Raw genomic sequence first — 21,717 nt, forward strand, 5'->3', positions numbered from 1 at the left:
ACGGTCGGCATCCGGGGCGACATCCGGCCCGGCGTTCCGCCGCCGGAATCCGGCGTGCCCTTCCTGCGAGGGCCGTCGTTCCGACCGCCTGGCCGATCAGGCGATGCCCGCTATGGCGATGGCGAGGTTCTCGGGGCCGCGGAGGGACGCGCCCGGCCGGTACGGCGGCGGGTCGTCGAGGAGCCGCGGCGCGACGAGGCGCCGGCAGAGCGCGACGAGGGCGATCTCGGCTTCGATCCGCGCGAGCGGCGCCCCCACGCAGTAATGGAGGCCCCCGCCGAACCCGAAATGCTGGTTGTCCGGCCGGTCCGGATCGAACCGGTCGGGATGCGCGAACCGCGCCGGGTCGCGGTTTCCGGCGGCGAAGAGCAGGACCACCGACGATCCGGCCGGGATCGTCGTGCCTGCGACCTCGATGGCGCCGAGGGTCTTGCGGGTGCGGAAATGGACGGGGGGCTCGTAGCGTAGCATCTCCTCGATCACGCGGGGCGCCCGTTCGGGGTCGGCCTTCAGCTTCTCGAGCTCCTCCGGATGCCGAAGCAGGGTGAGCATGCCGTTGGTGATGAGGTTCACCGTCGTCTCATGGCCCGCGACGAGGAGCAGGATCGCCGTGGAGATCAGGTCGATATCGCCCATGGCCGGGTTCTTCCGGTCGCCGCGGGCGGCGAGGCCGCTCAGCATGTCGTCGGCCGGATGGCGACGCTTCGCGCGGATCAGCCGGCGCATGTAGCCGGAGATCGCGTCGAAGGTCGCGGTGATCTCCCGTCGCCCCGCCTCGTCGTGGCGGGCGTCCGGCTCCAGCGCCGTCGCGAGGCGGATCGCCCAGGCGTGGAACTGCGCCTCGTCGGCCTCGGGCACGCCCAGAAGCTCGCAGATGACCGCCACCGGCAGCGGATAGGACAGATCGTCCACGAGGCACACCCTGTCGCGGCCCCGGCACTTGTCGATCAGGGCGTCGACCAGTGCCGCGACCTTGGCGTGGGAGTCCCGCACCCGGGCGATGGTGAATTCCTTCATCACGAACCCGCGCAGGGTGTCGTGATCGGGCGGATCGCGGAAGATCAGGGGACGGTGGGCGTTGACCACCCGGTTCCGGATCGGGTTGAGGATCCAGTCCTTCAGGGGGTTGCCCGTTCTGGGCCGCCGCGAGGGCGGCAGGTCCTCCGAACTCAACCGGGGATCGAAGATCAGGCTCCTGAGCGCGGCATGGGTGCTGACGACGTAGCTGCCGTCGGCCTGCCGCGATACGGGCGTCTCGCGCAGGCGTGCGTAGAGGGGATAGGGGTTCGACCGGTTCCTCGGATCGAGGACCTGCGCGAACAGCGTCTCGTCAGACATGGGCCGTCTCCGGAACCGCCGCGGCTCGGTCGGCAGATCGCCGCGGGCTGGTGAAGCCGGGCTCCCGCACCTCGATCCGCGGCTGATCGGTGGCGCCAAGAATGGGCGGGAAGGCCGCCCCGGCGGCCACGGCGTCGGCATAGGCGGGCAGCCAGCGCGCCTGATCGAAGGAGAGGGTGGCGACCGTACGCCCGGCCCGGCCGTAGACGGCGAGGAACCGGCCCGAGGCCCGCGATCCCTGGACGACCGCCAGGCCATCCGCCCCCGCGGTCAGGCCGACGAGCTTGATGTTGAGGCCGAACTGGCTCGACCAGAAGGACGGCAGGTGCGCGTAGGGGACTTGGCCCGCCGCCGGAGCGCACATGTTCGCGGCCGCGTGGCGGGCCTGATCCACCGCGTTGCCCCAGTGCTCGATGCTGCCCAGGCGGCCGCCGGTGAGCGGGTTCGGCCAGCGTGCGACGTCGCCGGCTGCGTAGATGTCGGGATCGGGCGCCCCCGCCATGGTTATGGCGCGGCAGGCCGCATCGCAGGTCAGGCCGCCCGCATCGGCGACGAGGCCGGCCGCGGCGAGCCAGCCCGTATCCCGCGTCGCGCCGAGGGCGACGATGACGAGATCCGCCGCGATGACCGCGCCGCCCGGCAGGTGGGCGCGCCGTACCTGTCCCGCCTCGCCGGAGAGGGCCTCCACCTTGGTGTCCGGGCGGAGATCCACGCCGGACGCCCGCATCCGTTCGGCCAGCGTCGCCCCGATCACGGTGCCGAGCAGACGGGCGAGCGGCGTCGGGTTGGGATCGACGAGGGTCACCGCCAGGCCGAGGTCGCGGCAGCAGGAGGCCGCCTCGCAGCCGATCAGACCGGCGCCGACGATCAGGACCCGGCTCGGCCGACGCGCGAGGGCGCTCCGCAGGGCGCGGGCATCCTCCAGGGTCCGCATCGTGAAGATCCCGGCGAGTCCGGCGCCCGCTCCGGGCCATGGCCGCGCCCGGGCGCCGGTGGCGATCAGGAGTTTTTCGTAAGGCAGCGCCGCGCCGTCGGCGAGGCGCAGCACCCGGCGTTCCCGATCGAGGGCGATCGCCGGCTGGCCGAGCCGCCACTGCGCCCGCAGACGAGTCAGCCGCGGAAGCGCGGTCGCCTCGGGGGGAAGCTCGCCCGCAAGGACGTGCTTGGACAAAGGCGGCCGGTCGTAGGGCTGGTGCGGCTCGTCACCGACCAGAGTGAGGGGCCCGTCATAGCCGCCGTCCCGCAGCGCCTCAGCCCCGCGCAGCCCGGCCAGGGAGGCGCCCACCACGACGATGCCCGGTCGCTGCCCGTCCATCACGGTTCGTCATCCTCGGCGAGCCCGGCGGGTTCGACCGCGATCGCCCGGACCGGGCAGGCCTGCTGCGCCCGCTCGATCTGCGACCGCTTCGCCTCCGGCGGCGCCGGATCGTAGAACAGGATCTCGTGACCGCGCACCTCGAAATATTCCGGGGCGGCGTAACAGCATTGGGCGTAGCCCTGGCACCGGTTGAGATCGACGACGACACGCATTCACGCCCTCCGTAGAGATGTGCGGCTCGTATTCAGGCGCTCAAGACGGACTGAGTGTAGCGCCTCGCAGGCGCGGCGGTAACCGAGTCCGAACGTCGTCGTGCAGTGCGATCACGCGGAACCGGGAACGTCAGGTTCGGCCGTCGCCCCGCCAGGCGAGGCGGGCCGGCCAAGCCGCGGCCCGGAAGCGCAAAACCGACGGCGCCGCCCGATGTTTGACGCGCGCCGCTTTCCTCGGAGCGCGTCGATCGCAGCCGCGGGACGAACGGGTCCGCCCGTCCCAGGCCGCACCGCGATCGCGCACCGCCCGGTCGGGTCGATCTCGCCGAGAAGGCGCCCCCAGGGATCGTCACCAGATCGGCGCAGGTCCACGCTCGGCGAGCCGTCGTGTGCGCAGCCTCACCAACCGAAGCCATGAGCGACCTTGACCCGATACATGACGACCATCATTCTCACTTATCATGACGACTGTCATGTATGACAAGCAGGATCCTCGACCATGAGTGACACGTCCGCCGTCCTGATCACCGGTGCGTCCTCCGGCATCGGTGCCACCTATGCCGATCGGTTTGCCCGCCGCGGCCACGACCTCGTCCTGGTCGCCCGGGACGCCGCGCGTCTCGCGACGCTGGCCGAACGGCTCCGGTCCGAGACGGGCGTCGCCGTCGGCGTGCTCCCCGGCGATCTCACGGCCGAGGCCGACCTCGTGCGGATCGAGGCGCGGCTCCGGGACGACGCGCGCATCGGCGTGCTGGTGAACAATGCCGGCGCGGCCGGGCACGGAGGCTTCCTCGATCAGGATCCTGCGGCGGCGGCGGCGCTCATCGCGCTCAACGTCACCGCGCCGACCCGCCTCGCCAGTGCCGTCGCGCCGCGCTTCGCGCAGGCGGGGTCGGGGGTGATCGTGAATATCGGCTCCGTCGTCGGCCTCGCCCCCGAGTTCGGCATGGCCGTGTACGGGGCGACCAAATCCTACATGCTGTTCCTGAGCCAGGGCCTGCAACGCGAGCTCGGTCCGAAGGGCGTCTACGTCCAGGCTGTCCTGCCGGCGGCGACCCGGACCGAGATCTGGGAGCGCTCCGGGCGGGACGTGAACACGCTTCAAGGCGTGATGGAGGTCGGCGAACTCGTCGATGCGGCGCTCCAGGGCTTCGACCGCCGCGAGGATGTGACGATCCCGCCCCTGCCCGATGCCGGCCAATGGCAAGCGTTCGAGACGGCGCGGATCGCGATGGTCCCGAACTTCGCGCAGTCCCACGCCGCGGAGCGTTACCGCGCCTCGGCCTGATACCGAGTCGAACCCCGTCCAGGTCGCTTCACGTCGCGACATCTGCCTATCCGGCCCCCGGCCCGCCCGCCGATCCCATCTGGTGGACCGGCGCGCGGGCCGTTATCGACGCGCAGGGTTGGGGGCCGCCGAAGAGACCCGTCGCCGATGCCCTTCGACACCGACCTCGACCCTAAGTCGGCGCGTCGCCGCGTCGTGGCATGGTCCGATTCCCCCCTCGTGGCGATGGGCAGTCAGCGCCTCGGCGGTCTCGACTGCCTGCGGGTGATGTGCCCTCTCCGCCGCTGATCGCCCTGCTCGGCATCGAGCGCGTCTCGGCCGAGACCGGCCGGGCGCTCACGTCTCGCCTCGACCGCACGATGGGCTGGGCCGGGCCTCCCGCACGGCCCCTCGGTCGCCGCGACGACAACGCCGCCGGCCTTGCTCGGCGCGCTAGGGTAGGCCTAACGCGGGCGGACAGGCGGGACCCGCCGCCGCGTCACTGTGCTGCCGACTCGGTGGCCGCTTCGAGCAACGCCTTCGCCAGCGCCTCGTCGTCGACGGCACGCGCCAGGACGACCGCCCCGACCAGCGTCGCCAGGGTCGCCAGGGTCTGCTGCTGGCGCCGCTCCTTGGCGGCCCGGGGCGTCAGGCTCGCCAGGGCGGCCGCTAGGTCCCGGACGCCGTCGGTGAACCGGGCCCGGACGGGGCTACCGATCGGCTCCCGTGCGACGTCGTTCGCCAGGGCCGCGAGCGGACAGCCTTTGCCGGGCGTCTGGACGTGCCCGAGGGACAGGTAGTTCGCGAGGAGGTCATCCAGACCTCCGAGGCGCTCCTTCGAGCCAGCCCGCGCGATGTCGAACGCCTCGGCTGCCAGGGCCTCCTTGTTGGCGAACTGGCCGTAGAACCCGCCATGGGTCAGGCCGGCGGCGGCCATGATGTCGGCGACGCCGACCCCGTGCAATCCGCGTTCGCGGAACAGGGCCGCCGCCACCTCGACCACCCGCTGCCGGTTCAGTCTGGCCTGTTCCTGGGAGACGCGGGGCATCGCCTGATCCTTCGAGACGACCTGATATATAGATGCGCGGCGTCATTTAACAGGAGGCCGCGCCGACCGTGCCGTCAGTGGGCGAGGCCGGCCGGCGTGCGCGCCGCGGCGGCGACCGCCCCCGGGCGAGGCGCGCGCGCAACCCGGAACCACAGGGCGTAGAGGGCCGGCAGGAACAGCAGGGTCAGCAGGGTCCCGACCCCGACGCCGCCGATCAGCACGTAGGCCAGCGCGCCCCAGAACACCGAGTGGGTGAGCGGGATGAAGGCCAGCATCGCGGCGGCCGCCGTCAGGATCACCGGACGGGCCCGGCGCACCGTCGATTCGACGATGGCCTCGTAGTCCGACAGGCCCGCCGCGCGGTCGTGGTGGATCTGGTCCACCAAAATCAGCGTGTTGCGCATCAGGATGCCCGAGAGCGCGATCAGGCCCAGGATCGCGTTGAAGCCGAAGGGCTGGTGGAAGATCAGCAGGGTCGGGACGGCGCCGACCAGGCCGAGCGGCGCGGTCGCGAACACCATGAACATGGTGGTGAACGAGCGCACCTGCAGCATGATGACCGTCAGCGTCACGATCAGCATCAGCGGGAAGACCGCCACGAGCGCGTTCATCGCCTTGGCGCTCTCCTCCACCGCGCCGGCCGTGTCGATCCGGTAGCCGGGCGGCAGCTTCGCCTTGATGGCGTCGAGCAGGGGGACGATCTGCGCGTGGACGTCCGGCGGCTGCTTGCCGTCGAGCACGTCACCCTGCACGCGGATATAGGTCTCGCGGTTGTAGCGCTTGAGCACCGCATCCTCGGTGCGGCTCTCCAGGTGGGCGACCTGCGAGACCGGGACTTGCCGCCCGTCATGCGTGGTCAGGGTCAGGTCGCCGATGTCGCCCAGCGAGCGGCGCTCGGGGCCGGGGCTGCGCAGCAGCACGTCGACGGTGCGCAGGTTCTCGCGGACCTGCGTCGCCGGCGTGCCGTTGAGGTAGCTCTGCAACTGCTGGCCGGCCTCCTTGGGCGTCAGGCCGATCAGGCGCAGCCGCTCCTGGTCGAGGGCGAGGTGCAGGGACGGCGTCTTGTCGCCCCAGTCGAGGTGGACGAGGCGCATGTTGGGGTTGGCCATCATGACGTCACGGACCTCCTCGGCGAGGCCGTGGATCACCGCATGGTCGGGTCCCACCACCCGGAACGCGACGGGGAAGCGGATCGGCGGCCCGAACACGATCTGCAGCACGCGCACCCGCGCCTCGGGGAAGAGCCCGTCGCTCACCAGCTTGCGCAGCTTGATCCGGAGCGCGTCACGCGCAGCGGCGTCGGGGGTCTGGACCACGATCTGCGCGAAGGCGGGGTCGGGCAGTTCCGGGTCGAAGGACAGCACGAAGCGCGGCATGCCCTGGCCGATATAGCTCGTGATCTCGCGCGCCTCCGGCAGTTGCCGGACGGCCGCCTCGACCTTCTTGACGCTCGCCTCGGTCGCCGCGAAGGCCGAACCGGTCGGCAGCGTCACCTCGACGATGAGTTCGGGGCGCTCCGAATTCGGGAAGAATTGCTTCTCGACCTTGCCCATGCCGACGACGGCGAGGGCGAACAGCCCGATTGTGATCCCGGCCGCCAGCCACTTGTGGTCGACGGAGGCGCGCACCACGCGGCGCAGGCGCTGATAGTTCTTCGTGGCGTAGATCGCCGCGTGACCGCCCGCGACCGTCTTGATGCTCGGCAGGAGCTTGACGCCGAGATAGGGCGTGAAGGTCACGGCCACGATCCACGAGATGATCAGCGAGAAGCCGACCACCCAGAAGATGTTGCCGGCATATTCGCCCGCCGTGGAGGCCGCGAACCCGACCGGCAGGAACCCCGCGATGGTGACGAGGGTGCCGGTCAGCATCGGCGCCGCGGTGGCGCTCCAGGCATGGGTGGCCGCCTCGACGCGGTCGACGCCCTCTTCCATGCGCACCACCATCATCTCGATGGCGATGATCGCATCGTCCACGAGCAGGCCGAGCGAGATGATCAGGGCGCCGAGCGTGATGCGGTCGAAGTCGCGCCCGGTGACCATCATCACCACGAACACCGCCGCGAGCGTGATCGGGACCGCGAGCGCCACCACGATGCCGACCCGGAAGCCCAAAGCCACGAGGCTGACGACGATCACCACCGAGAGGGCGGTGAAGAACTTGACCATGAACTCGTGGATGGCGTCGTCGATCACCTTCGCCTGGTCGGTGATCTTGGTGAAGGTGATGCCGGTGGGCAGCGCGTGGTGGATCGCCACCTCCTCGGCGTTGAGCGCTTCGCCCAGCGCCAGGCCGTTGAAGCCCGGCTTCATCACGAGGCCCAACATCAGCGCCGGCTCGCCGTCGTTGCGGATCGCGAAGACCTTCGGGTCCTCGTAGCCGCGCTTCACGTCGGCGATGTCGCCGAGCTTGAGGCTGCGGTCCCCGACCGCCACCGGCAGGTTTCGGATCGCGTCGAGTCCGTCGATGGCGCCGTCCAGGCGCAGGTAGACCCGCGGGCCGTCGGCCTCCACGAAGCCGGCCGGCGTCACGTCGTTCTGGTTGGCCAAGGCCGCCAGCAACTGCTGGCCGGTGATGCCCAGCGTCGTGAGGCGCTGGTAGGAGATCTCGACGAAGATCTTCTGGGCCTGCTCGCCCAGGATGTTGATCTTCTCGACGCCGGCCACGCGCAGGAGGCGCTGGCGCAGATCCTCGGCGCGCAGCACGAGGTGCCGGTGCGGCAGGCCCTGCGCCTGGAGCGCGTAAAGCGCGAAGTAGACGTCCGAGAACTCATCGTTGAACAGCGGGCCGAGCACGCCGCGGGGCAGGGTGGAGGCCTGGTCGGAGAGCTTCTTGCGGGCTTGGTAGAACTGCTCCTGCAGCTTGACCGGCGGCATGCTGTCCTTGAAGTAGACCTTCATCAGCATGATGCCGGGCCGGACCGTGGTCTCGACCCGGTCGTAGTGGACGAGTTCCTGCAGGCGCTTCTCCAGCGGGTCAGCGACCTGCCGCTGGATCTCCGAGGTGGTCGCGCCGGGCCACGCGGCGGAGACCGCCATCGTCTTGACGGTGAAGGCGGGATCCTCGGCGCGGCCGAGCTTCTGGAAGGCGAAGAATCCGGCGGCGGTCACCGCGATGATCAGGAAGAGCGTGACGGCCCGCTCCCGGACCGCCAGGGCGGAGAGATTGAAACCGCTCATCGGACGACTCCCGTCAGGCTGGAGGGCGCCTGCCGCACCGTCTGGCCGGCCTTCAGGAGGTGAGCGCCGAGCGCCACGATCCGGTCGCCGGGGGCGAGGCCGGTGACGATTTCGGCCCCCTCCTCGGACATGCGGCCCAATGAGACCGGCTGGGCGCTGACGGTCTGCGTCTCGGCATCGTATCGCCAGACCGCCGTGCCGTGCCCGACGTCGAACAGGGCCCCGAGCGGGACGTCGACCGACGCCGTGCGCCCGGCCTCCGCCGGCTTGAGCCGGAGCGTCACGGTCGCCCCGAGCGGCGCATCCTCGCCCCCGCCCGACAGGATGTAGCGCGCCCGGTAGGTGCGCGTGGCCGGATCGGCGGTGGCGGACAACTCTCGCAGCCGGGCCGGATAGGTGGTCTCGCCCTCAGCGTAAAGCGTCGCCGAGGCCGCCCCCGTGGCCAGCCGCCGGCTCGCCTCGGGCAGGAACACCTCGGCCTCGCGGGCGCCGTCCCGGGCCAATTTGACGACGGTCTGCCCGGCGGCCACCACCTGCCCCGGTTCGGTCGGCACCTCCATCACGACGCCGTCGGCATCGGCCTGGAGCTCGGAATAGCCGGCTTGGTTCGCCACTTGGCTCGCCTGCGCCTCGGCGTTGGCGAACTGGGCGATGGCGGCGTCCGCGGCGGCCTTGTTCTGGTCGTAGGTCTGCTTCGAGGTCCAGCCGTCACCGACGAGCTTGCGGCTGCGCTCATCGTCGGCTTTGGCCTTGATCATCTGCGCCCGGGCCGCCTCGACCGAGGCCCGCGCCGCGTTGAGCGCCAGGGTGAAGTCCGTCCGGTCGAGGCGCATCAGCGGCTGACCCAGGCGCACGTGGTCGCCCGGATCGACGAGGCGCTCGAAGATCTTGCCGCCGACCCGGAAGCCGAGGTTGCTCTCGGTGCGGGCCCGGATGACGCCGGTGTAACGCGCGATACCGGCCATCGCCGGGGCGACCGCGACCGTCTGCACCAGCGGCGGCTCCGGCGGCACGGCGGTCTCGGCCGGCGAGCATGCCGCGAGAGCCAATGCAGGAAGCCCGAGCACCCATCTCGCGAACATCGCTCGCCTCTTCGGTCAGCGCTTAAATATGATGTTCATCATCTATATGGCCGGGTCCGTTCGGTCAACGATCTCCCCCGACGGCTGTGCGGCGTCGCACGGAGGCTCGCGGCTTCCGGAGGACGAAAGCGGTCAGACCCTGTCATTCTCCGGCGGTCGGACGTGGAGATTCGGGACGCCGGGCGGCGCGCTTCAGAGCGAAACCGGGCGATCAGCCCGCCGTGCTCGTCCGCGATGCGGTCGCGACCGTGCGCTTTGCGGACGGAGGGCTTGGACGCCTTCGGGTGGCGGCGTGCGGGGCGGGCGTACGAGCGTGGTCCAGGCTGACGGGCGGCGCCCGGGTCGCGGGTCGGGAACCGCCTCCGGAACCGGAACTTGCCCTGACGCACCGACCTGCCGTCGGGCGAGGAGGCCGCCATGTCGATCGACACCGAGAAGCACCATGCGTTGCTCAGCGCGCTGAAAGCGGCGCAGGGCAAGGGCGACGGCTCCTTCGAACAAGCCGTCACCGATGCCTTCGAGCACGTCTTCGAGCATTTGGGCCGCCTGAACAGCCATGTCTCGCTCGGCGGCCCCGACGGCGACGACCGCCATCTGAAACCGGGCGAGTCACCGACCCTGCGATAAACCGACCCGTGCGGTCGGTCCGGTTCGGGATCTGACAGCGGAGCCCGAAGACCGGATCCCGGCGGATGCAGCAGGACTTCGAGCGCTGTCACCGCGCAGGCGGACCCCAGTGGCCCAGATGTGATGGAGTGGCTCGGCCACCATCTCGGCGACCACGTCAGGCGCGGTCAGATCCCGCTCGGGACGGCAAGGCTTGACGCAATTGTCGATGGAGTCGAGGTCGGAGCGGATGTCATCCGCATCGTCGGCGCCGAGGGGAGCCGGGAAACCGCCTTGGCCGGCACGAGCCGGGCGGGCTTCCTAGAAACCACGTCCGGCGGATCATCGCCGCGTTCGTCTGCCCACTCGGCCACCGTCGCCTGAGGGTCCAGGTCCACGATCGCAACACGGAGGCCATCCTGGATAGCTGCGACCGCTAAGTGGGCCGTCAGAGTGCTTTTCCCGCTACCGCCCTTACGAGCGGCCATGGCGACAATCTTCATGCCCGACTCTGTTAGGCATAGTTCCCAACTGGTTGAGCAGAATACTTGTAGGTCGTCAAACCAACAAGGAACGATACCAGTTTGCTTGTATGGCTATAGGCCATTCTAGGGTCCAGGGGAGCTTGGTCCGGCCGAAAGGTGAGCTTCCGGATCTCATTCGTCGGTCTGTTATGTCGCCACGAAGGTGCGAACGCGACGACGTATTTCGGTAAGGCGAGGCGCCTGCGATCATGCGACACCTCGGGCTTGGCCGGAAGCAGACGTTCGGCTTTGCGCCCATTCCAGACATTTGGCTCGTCATTGGTCATCCCCAAAAGCGGACATGGCCGCAGACGCCAAGCTAGACCGTAAGCATTTGCCCGGGATGGTTAAGGCAAGCAACGACACCCTGGTAATGGTAATGGCAGCCTTGCACGGCGTCCGGAAGACCTAGCGGAACGGCTTCCACTATTCGAAGGCCGGCGTGGTCACGACCAACCTCTTGCCGCTCCACGCCTCACAGCAGGCGATGCCCGGCCTCGGCCAGATCGATCGCGAACAGGGCGTCGCGCTGATGGCGGCGTTGGACGCCTGCACCAGGCGCTTCGGGCGTGGGGCGGTCGTCCCGGCCGCGGCGGGGTTCGCGCCGGCGCGAAAATGGTCGACCAAGTTCGAGATGCGCTCGCCGCGCTACACGACCCGGCTGGAGGAGATCCTGGTGGTCGCGGCATGAGGGGTGTTCCTCTATGCTGCCGATGCAGTCACCTTCGATGCCCGTACCGGCGTCTGCGTCCACGAATGCACCATGTGGACGGGAACCGCGGCGGGGGCGCTCGATTGGACTTGTGCGCTCGGCAAGCTCCCCGCTCTTCGTAGGGAATGGTGCGGGCGTCCGACCCCACTTGAAATTCCGGTTCGGCTGCCAAGGGGTGTGTCCGGACGCCGGCCCGGAGCGTCCTTCATGGAACATGGTGTCGCGACGACGATCCTCTGCGTCGTTGCCGGCGGCATCGCCGCTCAGGTTCTAGCCGCCCGGCTGCGCATCCCGGCCATCGTCCTCCTGCTTGCGCTCGGGTTCCTGGTCGGACCCGTACTCGGCCTGCTGCATCCGACGCGGGATTTCGGCCCGAACCTCAGGCCCCTCATCGGCTTGGCGGTCGCCATCGTAGTGTTCGAGGGCGGCCTCGCCCTGGACTTCCGCGAGTTGCGAGCATCGGGCGAGGGTGTGCTCCGGCTCACCGCCTTCGCGCTTCCCATCAATTTCGTGCTGGGCACGCTCGCCGCCCACCTGCTCGGCGGGATGATGTGGGGACCGGCGTCCGTGTTCGGCGCCATCCTCGTCGTCACCGGGCCGACCGTGATCCTGCCGCTCCTGCGCCATGCCCGCCTAGAGCGGCGCTCGGCCGCCTTCCTGAAGTGGGAGGCCATCGTCAACGACCCCGTCGGCGCCATCCTCACCGCGGTCGTCATCGAGATCCTGGTCGGCGTGCCGCACGGGGCCGGTGAGGACCAGGCGACCGCTCTTATGCTTCACCTCGCCGAGGGGATGGTGGTGGCTGGCGCCCTCGGCGTCGGTTCGGCCTTCCTGGTCGCATGGGCGTTCCGTCGCGACCTCGTTGCGGAGACGCTGAAGACGCCGGTGCTGCTCGCGCTCGCGCTCGTCGCCTACGTCATGCCGAATTTGCTGATGAACGAGGCCGGGCTGATCGGCGCGACCGTGTTCGGCATCGCCCTCGCGAACCGGCACGTGCCGGGTCTGGCCGAACTCCGCCGCTTCAAGGAGGCGCTCGTCGTCCTGCTGGTGTCCTGCCTGTTCGTCGTCTTGACCGCCGACCTCGATCTGGCGGTGCTCGGCAAGCTGTCCGTACCCATCCTCGGGCTGACGGCCTCAATCCTGTTCATCGTCCGCCCGGCGGCGATCTGGTTGGCCACGATGCGTAGCGACCTATCCCGGCGCGAGCGCCTGTTCGTCGGGTGGATCGGGCCCCGGGGCATCGTCGCGGCCGCCGTCGCGGGCCTTGCCGGCCCCCGGCTTAGCGAAGCGGGGTATGCCGGGGGCGATCTCATCCAGCCCACCGTGTTCGCCGTCATCGTCGCGACCGTGCTCGCCCACGGCTTCTCCCTCGGACCGCTCGCCCGCCGGCTCGGCCTGTCGACCGCCGCCGACACCCAGCGCCTCGCCGTCGTCGGGGCATCACCATGGGCGAGCGATCTCGTCATCGCGCTGCATCGGGCCGGCGTGCCGGTCGTGATCATCGACATCTACCCCGGGGCCATGCTCGTCGCGCGAGAGGCGGGCGTGCCGACCCTTCAAGCTGAACTCCTGTCCCGTTCCGCCGAGGAGGGGATGGCCGACCATCCTCCGGACCATCTGCTCGCCGCGACCCGGGACGAGCTCTACAACGCCCTCGTATGTACGCGGCTGGCTCCGGAGATCGGTCGCGAGCGCGTCTATCAGCTCGCCCCTTCCGAAAATCACCTGCTGCACGAGGACACCGGCGTCAGCCGTGATGTCCGCGGAAAGGTGTTCGGTGATGCGGAAGCCAGCTTCGATGCGCTGGCCGGCCGGCACGAGGCCGGTTGGCGGTTCGTGGTGACCGGGCAGGATGCCGTCGAGCGGCCGAACGACGTTCACCTGATCGCCATCAAGGCCGACGGAAGCCTCACGTTCGTCTCGGTCGATCACGAGGCGAACGAGGTAGCCGAGGGCGACCGATCGCTGATCCTGCAGGCGCCCGACCTGGCGACGATCGACGCCGTTGAGCGACCGGGTCAGGTGCCTGCCTGAGCGGCAGCGTATGGCGCGATCAACCCTTCTCGACTTCGGCGTCGCAGCCGCACGAACCTTGGAAGCCGTGTCGGACGTCCTCACCTTGGCGTCATGGACAACGCATTCGACGTCATCATCGTAGGGGGAGGCGCCGCCGGTATCGGCGCCGCGCGCCGGCTCGCCGCCAACGGTTCATCGGCCCTGCTGCTGGAATCGTCGTCGCGTCTAGGCGGACGCGCTTACACGCAGGACCTCGGAGGCTACCCGCTCGACCTCGGCTGCGAGTGGCTCCACTCGGGCGACCGCAACGCCTGGGTCGGCATCGCCGAGGCATCGGGCTTCCCGGTCGACCGGGGCGACCCGCCATGGGCCAAGGCGCATCCGTCCCTGGCCGAGGACGAGGACGATCGGGAGGCGGCGTGGAAGGCCTATGGCGACTGGGAGGAACGTCTCCGCACCGTGGCCTCGGGCAGCGACCGGGCGAGCGATGCGCTCGAACCCGGCGGCCCCTGGAACGCCTACGTCCGGGCCATCGCCGGCTTCATGAGCGGCATGGCCCCCGAAGAGATCTCCGCCTGCGACTACCTGGCCTACGATGACGCCTCGACGGGCATGAACTGGAACCTGCCGCTCGGGTACGGCACGCTGGTCGCCGCCAGCCTGCCAGCCTCGACGTCGCTGCGCCTGGCCACGCCCGTGCAGGCGATCGACCTGACGGCGGACGGCGTCGCCGTGACCACCCGCGCGGGCACCGTCCGCGCCGGGGCCGCCATCCTCACGGTCTCGACCGCGGTCTTGGCGAGTGATGCGATCCGCCTTCCCGCCGGGACCGAACCCTGGCGCGAGGCGGCCGCCGCCCTGCCGCTCGGCCGCAACGAGAAGGTCTTCCTGGAGATCGGGCGCAATTCCGCGTTCGGGCCGGACACGCACGCCTACGGCAACCTGCGCGACCCGAGGTCCGCCTCCTACTCGATCCGGCCCAACGGCTGGCCGATCATCGAGGCGTTCCTCGGAGGCGACGGCGCCCGCATCCTGGAGGAGGAGGGCCCGGCCGCCGGCTTCGCGTACGTGTCCGCCCAGCTGGTCGCGCTGTTCGGGGCCGACGTGGCCTCGGCCATCCATCCGCTCGCGGTGACGTCGTGGAGCCGGATGGCGTCCATCGGCGGCGCGTATAGCTGCGCCCTGCCGGAGCAGTCGCAGGCACGGGTCCAGCTGGCCCGGCCCTTCGAGGACCGGCTGTTCTTCGCCGGCGAGGCGACACACCCCTTCGATTTCACGACCGCCCACGGGGCCCACGACAGCGGGCTGAGGGCCGCGGACGAGGCCCTGTCGTCTCTTTCGCAGAGGTAGTTCCGGCCGGTGCACGCGTTCCGATGACCAGCCGGCTCGTGGTCTCAGGGTGACTGCTGAAGCAGGTTGCCCGAGGCTGCTTCCGACCTAACCCAGCCGCCCAGACCGCTGTTGGTGCTCCTCGAAAACAGCCATTCATCGGCTGGCCGGCAACTTCGGCTTGGGGTGGAGCGCCATTATCGGCTCTCTCGCTCGGAGGCTGAAACTTCCCTCACCAAATGTTGCCCTTCATCCGCTCAGTGATGCGCCACCAGCATCCAGACGGCCATGGCGACCATCATCAGGTTCTTGGTGAGCGAGACGAAGCCGAGCGGCACCTTGCTTGACCCGCCGACGCAGGCGCACTTGATCTCGCGCTTGTCGACGTAGACCGCCTTGAACACCGAGACGGCACCGATCCCGCCGATGAACAAGGCCACCGGAATGGACAGCCAGTTCATGGCTCCCGCCACCATCAGGACGCCGGCCCCGGCCTCAAGGTAGGGATAGGCGTAGCTGTAGCGCACCCAGCGCTTGCCCAGCAGGTCGTAGCCCAGGAACATCGACGAGAAGGTCTCGACGTCCTGAAGCTTCAGGAGCGCCAACACGCACATGCTGAAGGCGATGAACCACTCGGCGGCACGCATCGTCAACGGCGTGCCGTAGACGGCTTGGCTCGCCGCCAGGGCCATCAGCGCCGTCATCGAGAACACCGCGACTACGGGCCTGTAGGTCATCGCGTTCGGATCGTTGGCGGCCTTGCCGAAGTGGCGCTGCAGGTCGTCGAAGCCGCCGACACGCTCGCCGTTGATGAAGGTCTGGGGCGTGCTGTTGACCCCGTGCTCCGACTTGAAGGCGTCCGTCTGCTCGCGGGTCGTGAGCCAATGGTCCTCGACCGAGAACCCCTGCCGCTCCAGGAGGTCCTTGGCCTTGATGCCGTAGGGGCAGGTGTGGGCCGGCATCACCATACGGTAGAGTGTGGCCTTGCTGGTGGCTGTGGCTGGCATCTGAAACTCCGTTTCGAGGCTGGGCCGGGCCGCCCTGCGCACCTTCGGGTCGAAGCGGCGGACAGGCCCCGTCCATGGGGTTGAACAGCCTTCTGCACCTTCCCATGATAGTAAGGTCAACAGGGCGGATGGGATGAACATCGGACAGGCGAGCCGGGCCACCGGGGTCTCGGCCAAGATGATCCGCTACTACGAGAGCATCGGCCTCGTGCCGCCGGCCGACCGGCAGGACAGCGGCTATCGCGACTACGGCGCCGCCGATCTGCATCGGCTGGGCTTCATTCGGCACGCCCGCGACCTCGGGTTCTCGCTGGAGCGCATCAAGGTGCTGCTCGGGCTTTGGAGCGACCCGGATCGGAGCAACGCCGACGTGAAGGCCATCGCCCGGGCGCACGTCCGGGAACTGGAGGACCGCGCGCGCCAGCTCAACGAGATGGCCGACGCGTTGCGCATCCTGGCCGATGCCTGCGACGGGGACGGACGACCGGACTGCCCGATCATCGCCAGCCTGGAGACCGGTGCGAACGTCCCGGCCTGCCACCCGAGCGCAGCCTCGACGGCGCCGGAACCCCTGACGCCGCGCAGGAAGGGCCGCACTAGGCGTTGAGGATAGAGCGGACCCCGTCCTCGACGCCCGGTCGACCGCCTCACATCCTCATCGACTTGTTCATGCCCTCGCAGCAGCAACCCTTCTTGCCGCTCTTCATCGACATCGAGGCGGCTGGCTTGGCGCACATCCCCTTGCCGGACTTGCCGCAGCAGCCGGCCGCCATGGCCGGGGTGAGCGAGAGGGCGAGGAGGGCTGCGGTGGTGATCACGATGCGCGCATGTTCGTTCTCCTGGGTGGTTCGGTCTCGGTCTAACGCTCGGAAGGGTGGGCTCGGCCTACTTGGCGTTCTTCTTGAGCCACGCCTCCATCTCGGAGATCTCCTTCTCCTGGTCGTCGACGATCCTCTGGGCCATCGCCTTCGTGGCCGGGTCGCGGCGGCGGTAGCCTTCGCCGGCCCGTTTCGGCGGTGTCGTCCGATGGGGGAGCTGGCTCCGCTGCGGGCACCGCGCCGACCAGGGAACTGATGCAAAGGCAAGGTGCGGTCGACGTGACGCGGCGGCGGGCCCAGGATCTTTACCGGGCCTGCCTGGCGGAGCAGGGGGCGGCTTCCGGCTGGTGCGGCGCCTACCTGATGGGCGTCGCCGACACCCTGACCGCGTTCGGGAATGGCGGGAGCGCGAGCGGAATTTGCAGCCCGGACTACACCATCGAGGACCTGGTGGAGACGTTCCTCACCTGGGCGCGTGCGAACGCTCCACTCCACGACGTCGACATGCTTGCCGGCGCGAGCCTCGCCTTCCGGCGGCGTTGGCCCTGTGTTCGGTCCGAAGCCCCGGCCCGCTGAGGGTGTGATTGCGGCCGCCAGGCCGAACGGCCATCCGCCCACTAGGCCTACCGGATGCATCCGACCGGAATGCTTCGCTAAGCCAGCCGAGGTGCCCCCGCGTGCCCCCAGGTGGTCCCGATCGACTTCTTTTTATGTGTCACAACACCAGCATGTTGTGGCCCATTAAATCCGCGTCCGACGTAGGTCGGGACCCGCTGTTTCGCTCTACGACCGACATGGGTGGATTTCTGCCGGTCCGCTTTCGGGGCCCGGAGCCACAATACCGGACGGCGGAAGCGGCTTCGATCGCTACGCCTCATCCCGCACGGTCGCAGCACATGCGGAGCATCAAGTCCCTGTAAATGGCCTGCGCTTCCTCGATCCGTTCGACGAGGCAGTACTCGTCCGTCTTATGGCACTGCGCCGCCTCGCCCGGTCCGACGATCACCGTGGCGACGCCGTCGAAGGCCGGCACCAGAGCTGACGCATCTGTGAAGTATGGTGCCCCGGCTGGTTTCGCCGGTGCCCCAGTCCGCTCTTGCAGCAGCGATAGAAGCCGGGCGGCGGCTGGATTGGCCGGCTCGGTAGCGAACCCTGGGAAGCTTGTGACGACCCGGATCTCAGCTTCTGGTCCGAACAAGGGGCCAAGTTCGGCGATTAGCGCCTCGTGCTTCTGATCCGGCAGCGTCCGGAAATCGACTGTGAATTCGGCGAAGTCCGGGACCGAGTTAATATTCTCTCCACCGCGGATGGTGGTGACGCAGGCCGTCATGCTCCCGAGCAACGGATGACGAGCGCCGAAGTCGTGGCCTTCAAGCCTCCGGATCCACTCAGCCGCCTTGCTGATGGCGTTCTCGCCCTCGTGCGGCATTGAGGAATGCGCCGTCTTTCCGCGCGCTGTCACAACGACGCGAAGAGAGCCCTTGTGGGCGAAGATGGGGGCATTGGACGTCGGCTCGGCCACGATCAGGAGTTCGGCAGGTCCGAGGGCTTTCTCTCGGCCGACGTGGAATGCGCCTTCACATCCTGTCTCTTCTCCGGCGGTGATCACGAGCGTGACACCGCGGTGGAAGCTGAGCCCGTCCTCGATCAGGTTGCACGCAGCCGCGATGAACGCGGCTACGCCGGCTTTCATATCGCTGGCGCCGCGACCGTACAGCCGGCCATCCTGTACGACCCCTTCAAAGGGGGGAAATTGCCAGGCGTTCGACCCGAGTGGCACGACGTCGATGTGCCCCGTGAAGCAGAGTGGCTTGCCACCAGCCGTCCCAGGTATGCGCGCGACCAGTGTCGGTCGATCCTTGGCAAATTCGTAGCTCGCAACGTCGAACCCGTGCTCGGTCAGCAGGCGAGCGATGAACTCCGAACATTCCTTCTCCTCACCCGGGGGATTGATCGATCGGAATCGGATGAGCTGCTTCGAAAGTTCGAGACCGTTCAGAGGCATTGGTACTCCCACGTGAAGTGTCGCATCGTTGCCGACGGCGGGCTGCAGGGCACCTATGTTAGACGAGACGGATCCTGTGTCCGCAGGAAAGATGGCTGCTGTCGGGAAAGGCTTAAGGCTGTTCCGACGACCGGCATGGGTCGCAAGCCGAATGGCGGCTAAGGGTAGATTTCGGAATGGCAGCAAACGGGAATAAATCTAGAATAACTCCCTGAGAGATCGCTATTTGAGCACTTCAAGTAGTTCCGTTCGCCCTAGTTCTGTCAGGCGATAGCACGCTAATCTCCGTGGTAGCATCAGCGGAATAGTTCCGTCCGTCAACCATCCCACTTTCGTCAACTCGCCCCAAAGACGATCATTTGCAGAGCCCCGGCTAGTTATCATGTTTGCGTCGGCAGTACGACATCCATGGTACAGCACAGACAGGTCACCAGCGGTTAATCCATATCGCGATTGACCTCCAGGCTTCGTTCGCTCCTGAATTTGATAGCACGCCACTGACCATGCAGCTTGCATGAATGCTCTTGCCAAGTCGGACGCACTTTCGAGCTCAGCTTTGATGTAGTCAGTCCGATCGATCGGAAGAATTCGTGGCGGGCTAAAAAAATTGTTGCGAATACGATCTCGCGCAATCGGGTTATTTGCGGGGCGGCAATGGAGAATTGCGACACATTGATTACTGGCTAGAATAATCGAAGATTTAGAACTATATCCATCAATCGAGAGCCGCACCTCACGCATGCCTTCTGCGATCCTGACGTGGATCGTTCTGCCAGCGCGGATATACGCTACTGTTAACCTATCAACCTCGACAGCGTACCGTCGAAGAAGGTCGCGCCGACCTACCGCTCGTTTCACAATCAGGTCTGCCATTGAGCGTTTGTAGCCAAGCAGATGCTGATGTATCCTTAGCGTAGGCAACAAAAGGTCTCAGCCGATTTCCCACGCGCCCGCTTTCGGGTTCTGTGTGAACTAACTGCTATGGCAAGGTTGGGTCGATTGCGGATTGACCGCTTGGGGTAGATTGCCCCCGGTTCGCTGTCGGCGGGCAAGAGCGTTTTAGCGGATATCACCAAAACCCAATCGCTCACGATCCCGACGATCCATGCTTACACACTTGAAGACGATCCTCACCACAGGCGAGCAGTTTTGGCAAAGGATTTGCCCGCCACGGTGATCCCGTCGATCACCGCTGTCCCGTCTGACGCGACGCGCACCTCGACAAGGATGTCCTTGCGTGCCGTCCGATCGAGTTTCCCTGGGACTCCTTGCGCCCCGTACCACCGCTCAATGCCATAGTTCACGCTACCCGTCAGACAGATCGAATGCTGGCAGGTGGCGACCTCCGACGGCTGACCGCCCGCCCTGGCCCGAATGCTGAGAGGAGCTCCCTGGCGCACGAGCGCAGCGGATCCCAGGCTGCCCTTGATAAACAGTTCGATTCCTCTCGGAGCATCAAAGAACACCCCATCCGCCCTGTGCACGCCATCTGCATCGGCGGAGAGCCGGACGTAGACATCGCGTCCACTCTCAAGCCTGCAGTTGTCGCGAACATCGAAAACACAGCCCGTCGGCGTCGTACCCGCGCTGATCCCCTGAAGGCGCCCAATCTCATAGGTGAGCACGCTGTACTCGCCGCGCAGCAGGTCACGTGGGTCTCGGGTCTCGACTGCCAAGCGAACCGAGCGTCCGTCGTTCAGCCGTTGCGTCTGCTGCCACGCCAGGATCGCCGAAGGTGAGATCTGGATCGCCAGCAAAACGGCAAAGCCGAGGCCGAGCATAAGGCGTTTCATGCCACCCTTCCGGCAATGCGGCGAGCAGCCCAACGGCAGGCCGCTAACGCGAGCGTCAAGAGAACCGCGCAGAGCAGTAGGTTGCCCGAGAAGGCGATGAGATTGCTTGAGGCGGCGAGCATTCCAATCGTGAGGCCAGCGGTCAGAGCTATGCCCCAACCGTACAGTTCTCGTCTGTCTTCGAGGTCACCGGCTACCACGAGCATCAGCGCCGGCACGATGCCGCCCCACACGGTCCAGAACGTCGCGAGTTCCCGGCCTGACCCGGTGATCAGCCACACCAGAAGCGCCAAGGCGGCCGCGGCGAGAACGAGGAGATCGCTCGTGAGGGCTGCCGCCTGTGTGGGCAATCGAAAGCGCACTATCACTGCGGCTGCGAGCGCGATCGCGGCAAACGCCAGTGGCACCGTGAAGGTCGGCCGCGCACCGCCGAAGCCAAGCGTGCGCACGGATACCATGACGATGCCGAGCAGGCAGAGGCCGACGGCCGCGCGGGTGAGAGCACGCGCACCTTCCCGAAGGCGCAAGGCCCATTCGTCCTGTCGCGTAAGGCGAGACAATGCGTGACCGGAAGCAAGAGCAAGCGCAGCCACGGTCAGGATACGGTCGGGCGGCAGGAGGAACGTCAGACCCGCAGGTGCGCCCCCAAGATGATTGGTGAGCACAATCAGGATTAGAAGCAGGGTGAATTCCCGAGCGGGCAACCATCCAGTTAGGCTTGCGAGAAACAGAGCTAGGGCCACTGCCCAGAACCAGATCCCTGGCCCGGAGGCCACGTTGCCGCGCAGCGTCGCGAGGTCGAGTCCACCGAAACCCACGTCGGCTGCGATCAGGGCGATGCAGGCGACGACGGCCGCGCCGCCCGAACGCGCAACGAGGGCTGTCGCCAAGCCAAGAACGGCGACGGTTCCAGCGAAGCCGCGGGGATCTGCAGCCACATGGAAGGTCTGTCCGACCAAGGCCAACGTAGACGCCGCGATGGCCAGGGATAGGGTCGCAAGCCCGTCCACAAGCCTGCTGGTGGAACCTGTTCGATTGCCGGCCTCGCGGCGCGCAGCCAGGTAGGTGCCCAACACGGCTGCGAAATTAACCAGAAACAGAACGACCAGCCGGGATGCAGGCGACATCGCGGACCAATTGGCTGCCACGAATGCGATGATTGATGGAGCCACAAGCAGGAGGATGCATAGGGCGATGGCGGCCTGCAGGTGCTTGAAACCGCGCGGTGCGAAGGCGTGAGCGGCGATGCGTTCAGCCTGCTCCGGCTGGAGCAAGCCGCGTTCTTGCCAATCGCGGAGATCACGCCGCAGGCGTGCGGAATAGGATAGCGGCATGGGTAGCCTTCATGCAATGCTGTACGTCGTAAGGTGTTAAACCTTAAATCTCAGCTGTCGATATGAGGTGTGATTATTCGTACGTCGAACAATGCTTATCAATGATTGAATGAATTGGATTGCATCGAC

The 21,717-nt window shown here is 67.7% G+C and carries 19 protein-coding genes and 2 pseudogenes; 8 read left to right on the plus strand and 13 right to left on the minus strand.

Features of this window, described 5'->3' with window-relative positions:
- Positions 1 to 96 precede the first annotated feature (96 nt).
- From OXS27_RS22465 to OXS27_RS22475, 3 genes are read right to left on the minus strand one after another with little or no spacing between them, the layout of a single operon-like run.
- Entirely contained in the window at positions 97 to 1,338 is a 1,242-nt protein-coding gene (locus OXS27_RS22465; protein ID WP_267358737.1) for a cytochrome P450, read from the minus strand.
- A complete protein-coding gene (locus OXS27_RS22470) occupies positions 1,331 to 2,653 on the minus strand; it encodes an FAD-dependent oxidoreductase (RefSeq protein WP_267358738.1) in 1,323 nt (440 codons plus the stop codon). Before OXS27_RS22470 ends, OXS27_RS22465 begins: the two co-directional genes overlap by 8 nt.
- Entirely contained in the window at positions 2,653 to 2,868 is a 216-nt protein-coding gene (locus OXS27_RS22475; RefSeq protein WP_243927402.1) for a ferredoxin, read from the minus strand. Before OXS27_RS22475 ends, OXS27_RS22470 begins: the two co-directional genes overlap by 1 nt.
- 499 nt (positions 2,869 to 3,367) lie before the next feature.
- Here OXS27_RS22475 and OXS27_RS22480 point away from each other — a divergent pair, with 499 nt between their 5' ends.
- Both OXS27_RS22480 and OXS27_RS22485 read left to right on the plus strand, forming a co-directional pair.
- Positions 3,368 to 4,156, plus strand: coding sequence for an SDR family oxidoreductase (locus OXS27_RS22480; protein WP_267358739.1), 789 nt, complete (start codon positions 3,368 to 3,370; stop codon positions 4,154 to 4,156).
- Between the two features lie 147 nt (positions 4,157 to 4,303).
- Positions 4,304 to 4,444, plus strand: coding sequence for a hypothetical protein (locus OXS27_RS22485; RefSeq protein WP_267358740.1), 141 nt, complete (start codon positions 4,304 to 4,306; stop codon positions 4,442 to 4,444).
- Between the two features lie 190 nt (positions 4,445 to 4,634).
- On the opposite strand, the gene OXS27_RS22490 is transcribed toward OXS27_RS22485, so the two are convergent.
- From OXS27_RS22490 to OXS27_RS22500, 3 genes are all read right to left on the minus strand, one after another.
- Positions 4,635 to 5,183, minus strand: a complete 549-nt coding sequence (locus OXS27_RS22490; protein ID WP_243927415.1) for a TetR family transcriptional regulator — start codon at positions 5,181 to 5,183, stop codon at positions 4,635 to 4,637.
- A 74-nt stretch (positions 5,184 to 5,257) separates the two neighbouring features.
- A complete protein-coding gene (locus OXS27_RS22495) occupies positions 5,258 to 8,362 on the minus strand; it encodes an efflux RND transporter permease subunit (protein WP_267358741.1) in 3,105 nt (1,034 codons plus the stop codon).
- Positions 8,359 to 9,444, minus strand: a complete 1,086-nt coding sequence (locus OXS27_RS22500) for an efflux RND transporter periplasmic adaptor subunit (protein WP_267358742.1) — start codon at positions 9,442 to 9,444, stop codon at positions 8,359 to 8,361. The genes OXS27_RS22495 and OXS27_RS22500 overlap by 4 nt, the downstream gene beginning before the upstream one ends.
- A gap of 417 nt (positions 9,445 to 9,861) precedes the next feature.
- On the opposite strand from OXS27_RS22500, the gene OXS27_RS22505 reads away from it, so the two are divergent.
- On the plus strand, positions 9,862 to 10,071 hold the full coding sequence (locus tag OXS27_RS22505; protein ID WP_267358743.1) for a hypothetical protein: 210 nt from the start codon (positions 9,862 to 9,864) through the stop codon (positions 10,069 to 10,071).
- Between the two features lie 167 nt (positions 10,072 to 10,238).
- Here OXS27_RS22505 and OXS27_RS22510 read toward each other — a convergent pair whose 3' ends face one another.
- On the minus strand, positions 10,239 to 10,553 hold the full coding sequence (locus tag OXS27_RS22510) for a ParA family protein (RefSeq protein WP_267358744.1): 315 nt from the start codon (positions 10,551 to 10,553) through the stop codon (positions 10,239 to 10,241).
- 370 nt (positions 10,554 to 10,923) lie between these two features.
- On the opposite strand from OXS27_RS22510, the pseudogene OXS27_RS22515 reads away from it, so the two are divergent.
- The 3 genes and pseudogenes from OXS27_RS22515 to OXS27_RS22525 form a co-directional block, all read left to right on the plus strand.
- Positions 10,924 to 11,265 (plus strand): annotated as a pseudogene (locus OXS27_RS22515) (DUF4113 domain-containing protein); the annotation flags it as partial.
- A 228-nt stretch (positions 11,266 to 11,493) separates the two neighbouring features.
- The gene (locus OXS27_RS22520; RefSeq protein WP_267358745.1) at positions 11,494 to 13,320 is read left to right on the plus strand and encodes a sodium:proton antiporter; all 1,827 of its coding nucleotides are present in this window, start codon (positions 11,494 to 11,496) and stop codon (positions 13,318 to 13,320) included.
- 93 nt (positions 13,321 to 13,413) lie between these two features.
- Positions 13,414 to 14,652, plus strand: coding sequence for an FAD-dependent oxidoreductase (locus tag OXS27_RS22525; protein WP_267358746.1), 1,239 nt, complete (start codon positions 13,414 to 13,416; stop codon positions 14,650 to 14,652).
- Positions 14,653 to 14,888: 236 nt separating this feature from the next.
- Here OXS27_RS22525 and OXS27_RS22530 read toward each other — a convergent pair whose 3' ends face one another.
- Positions 14,889 to 15,638 carry a glutaredoxin gene (locus tag OXS27_RS22530; RefSeq protein WP_267358747.1) on the minus strand — a complete coding sequence of 250 codons (750 nt, stop codon included), beginning with the start codon at positions 15,636 to 15,638 and terminating at the stop codon, positions 14,889 to 14,891.
- A 133-nt stretch (positions 15,639 to 15,771) separates the two neighbouring features.
- Here OXS27_RS22530 and cueR point away from each other — a divergent pair, with 133 nt between their 5' ends.
- Positions 15,772 to 16,245, plus strand: coding sequence for a Cu(I)-responsive transcriptional regulator (gene cueR, locus OXS27_RS22535; protein WP_243926429.1), 474 nt, complete (start codon positions 15,772 to 15,774; stop codon positions 16,243 to 16,245).
- A gap of 40 nt (positions 16,246 to 16,285) precedes the next feature.
- On the opposite strand, the gene OXS27_RS22540 is transcribed toward cueR, so the two are convergent.
- Entirely contained in the window at positions 16,286 to 16,456 is a 171-nt protein-coding gene (locus OXS27_RS22540; protein WP_267358748.1) for a hypothetical protein, read from the minus strand.
- A gap of 67 nt (positions 16,457 to 16,523) precedes the next feature.
- Positions 16,524 to 16,622, minus strand: a pseudogene (locus OXS27_RS22545) (DUF305 domain-containing protein); the annotation flags it as partial.
- Between the two features lie 89 nt (positions 16,623 to 16,711).
- On the opposite strand from OXS27_RS22545, the gene OXS27_RS22550 reads away from it, so the two are divergent.
- On the plus strand, positions 16,712 to 17,032 hold the full coding sequence (locus tag OXS27_RS22550; protein WP_243926433.1) for a Rap1a/Tai family immunity protein: 321 nt from the start codon (positions 16,712 to 16,714) through the stop codon (positions 17,030 to 17,032).
- Between the two features lie 298 nt (positions 17,033 to 17,330).
- On the opposite strand, the gene OXS27_RS22555 is transcribed toward OXS27_RS22550, so the two are convergent.
- From OXS27_RS22555 to OXS27_RS22565, 3 genes are all read right to left on the minus strand, one after another.
- Entirely contained in the window at positions 17,331 to 18,461 is a 1,131-nt protein-coding gene (locus tag OXS27_RS22555; protein WP_267358749.1) for a M20 family metallopeptidase, read from the minus strand.
- 1,130 nt (positions 18,462 to 19,591) lie between these two features.
- The gene (locus OXS27_RS22560) at positions 19,592 to 20,254 is read right to left on the minus strand and encodes a GDYXXLXY domain-containing protein (RefSeq protein WP_267358750.1); all 663 of its coding nucleotides are present in this window, start codon (positions 20,252 to 20,254) and stop codon (positions 19,592 to 19,594) included.
- Entirely contained in the window at positions 20,251 to 21,588 is a 1,338-nt protein-coding gene (locus OXS27_RS22565; RefSeq protein ID WP_267358751.1) for a DUF2157 domain-containing protein, read from the minus strand. Before OXS27_RS22565 ends, OXS27_RS22560 begins: the two co-directional genes overlap by 4 nt.
- Positions 21,589 to 21,717: the final 129 nt, after the last annotated feature.

This window comes from Methylobacterium sp. GC_Met_3 (assembly GCF_026540775.1).
Classification (GTDB): Bacteria; Pseudomonadota; Alphaproteobacteria; order Rhizobiales; family Beijerinckiaceae; genus Methylobacterium.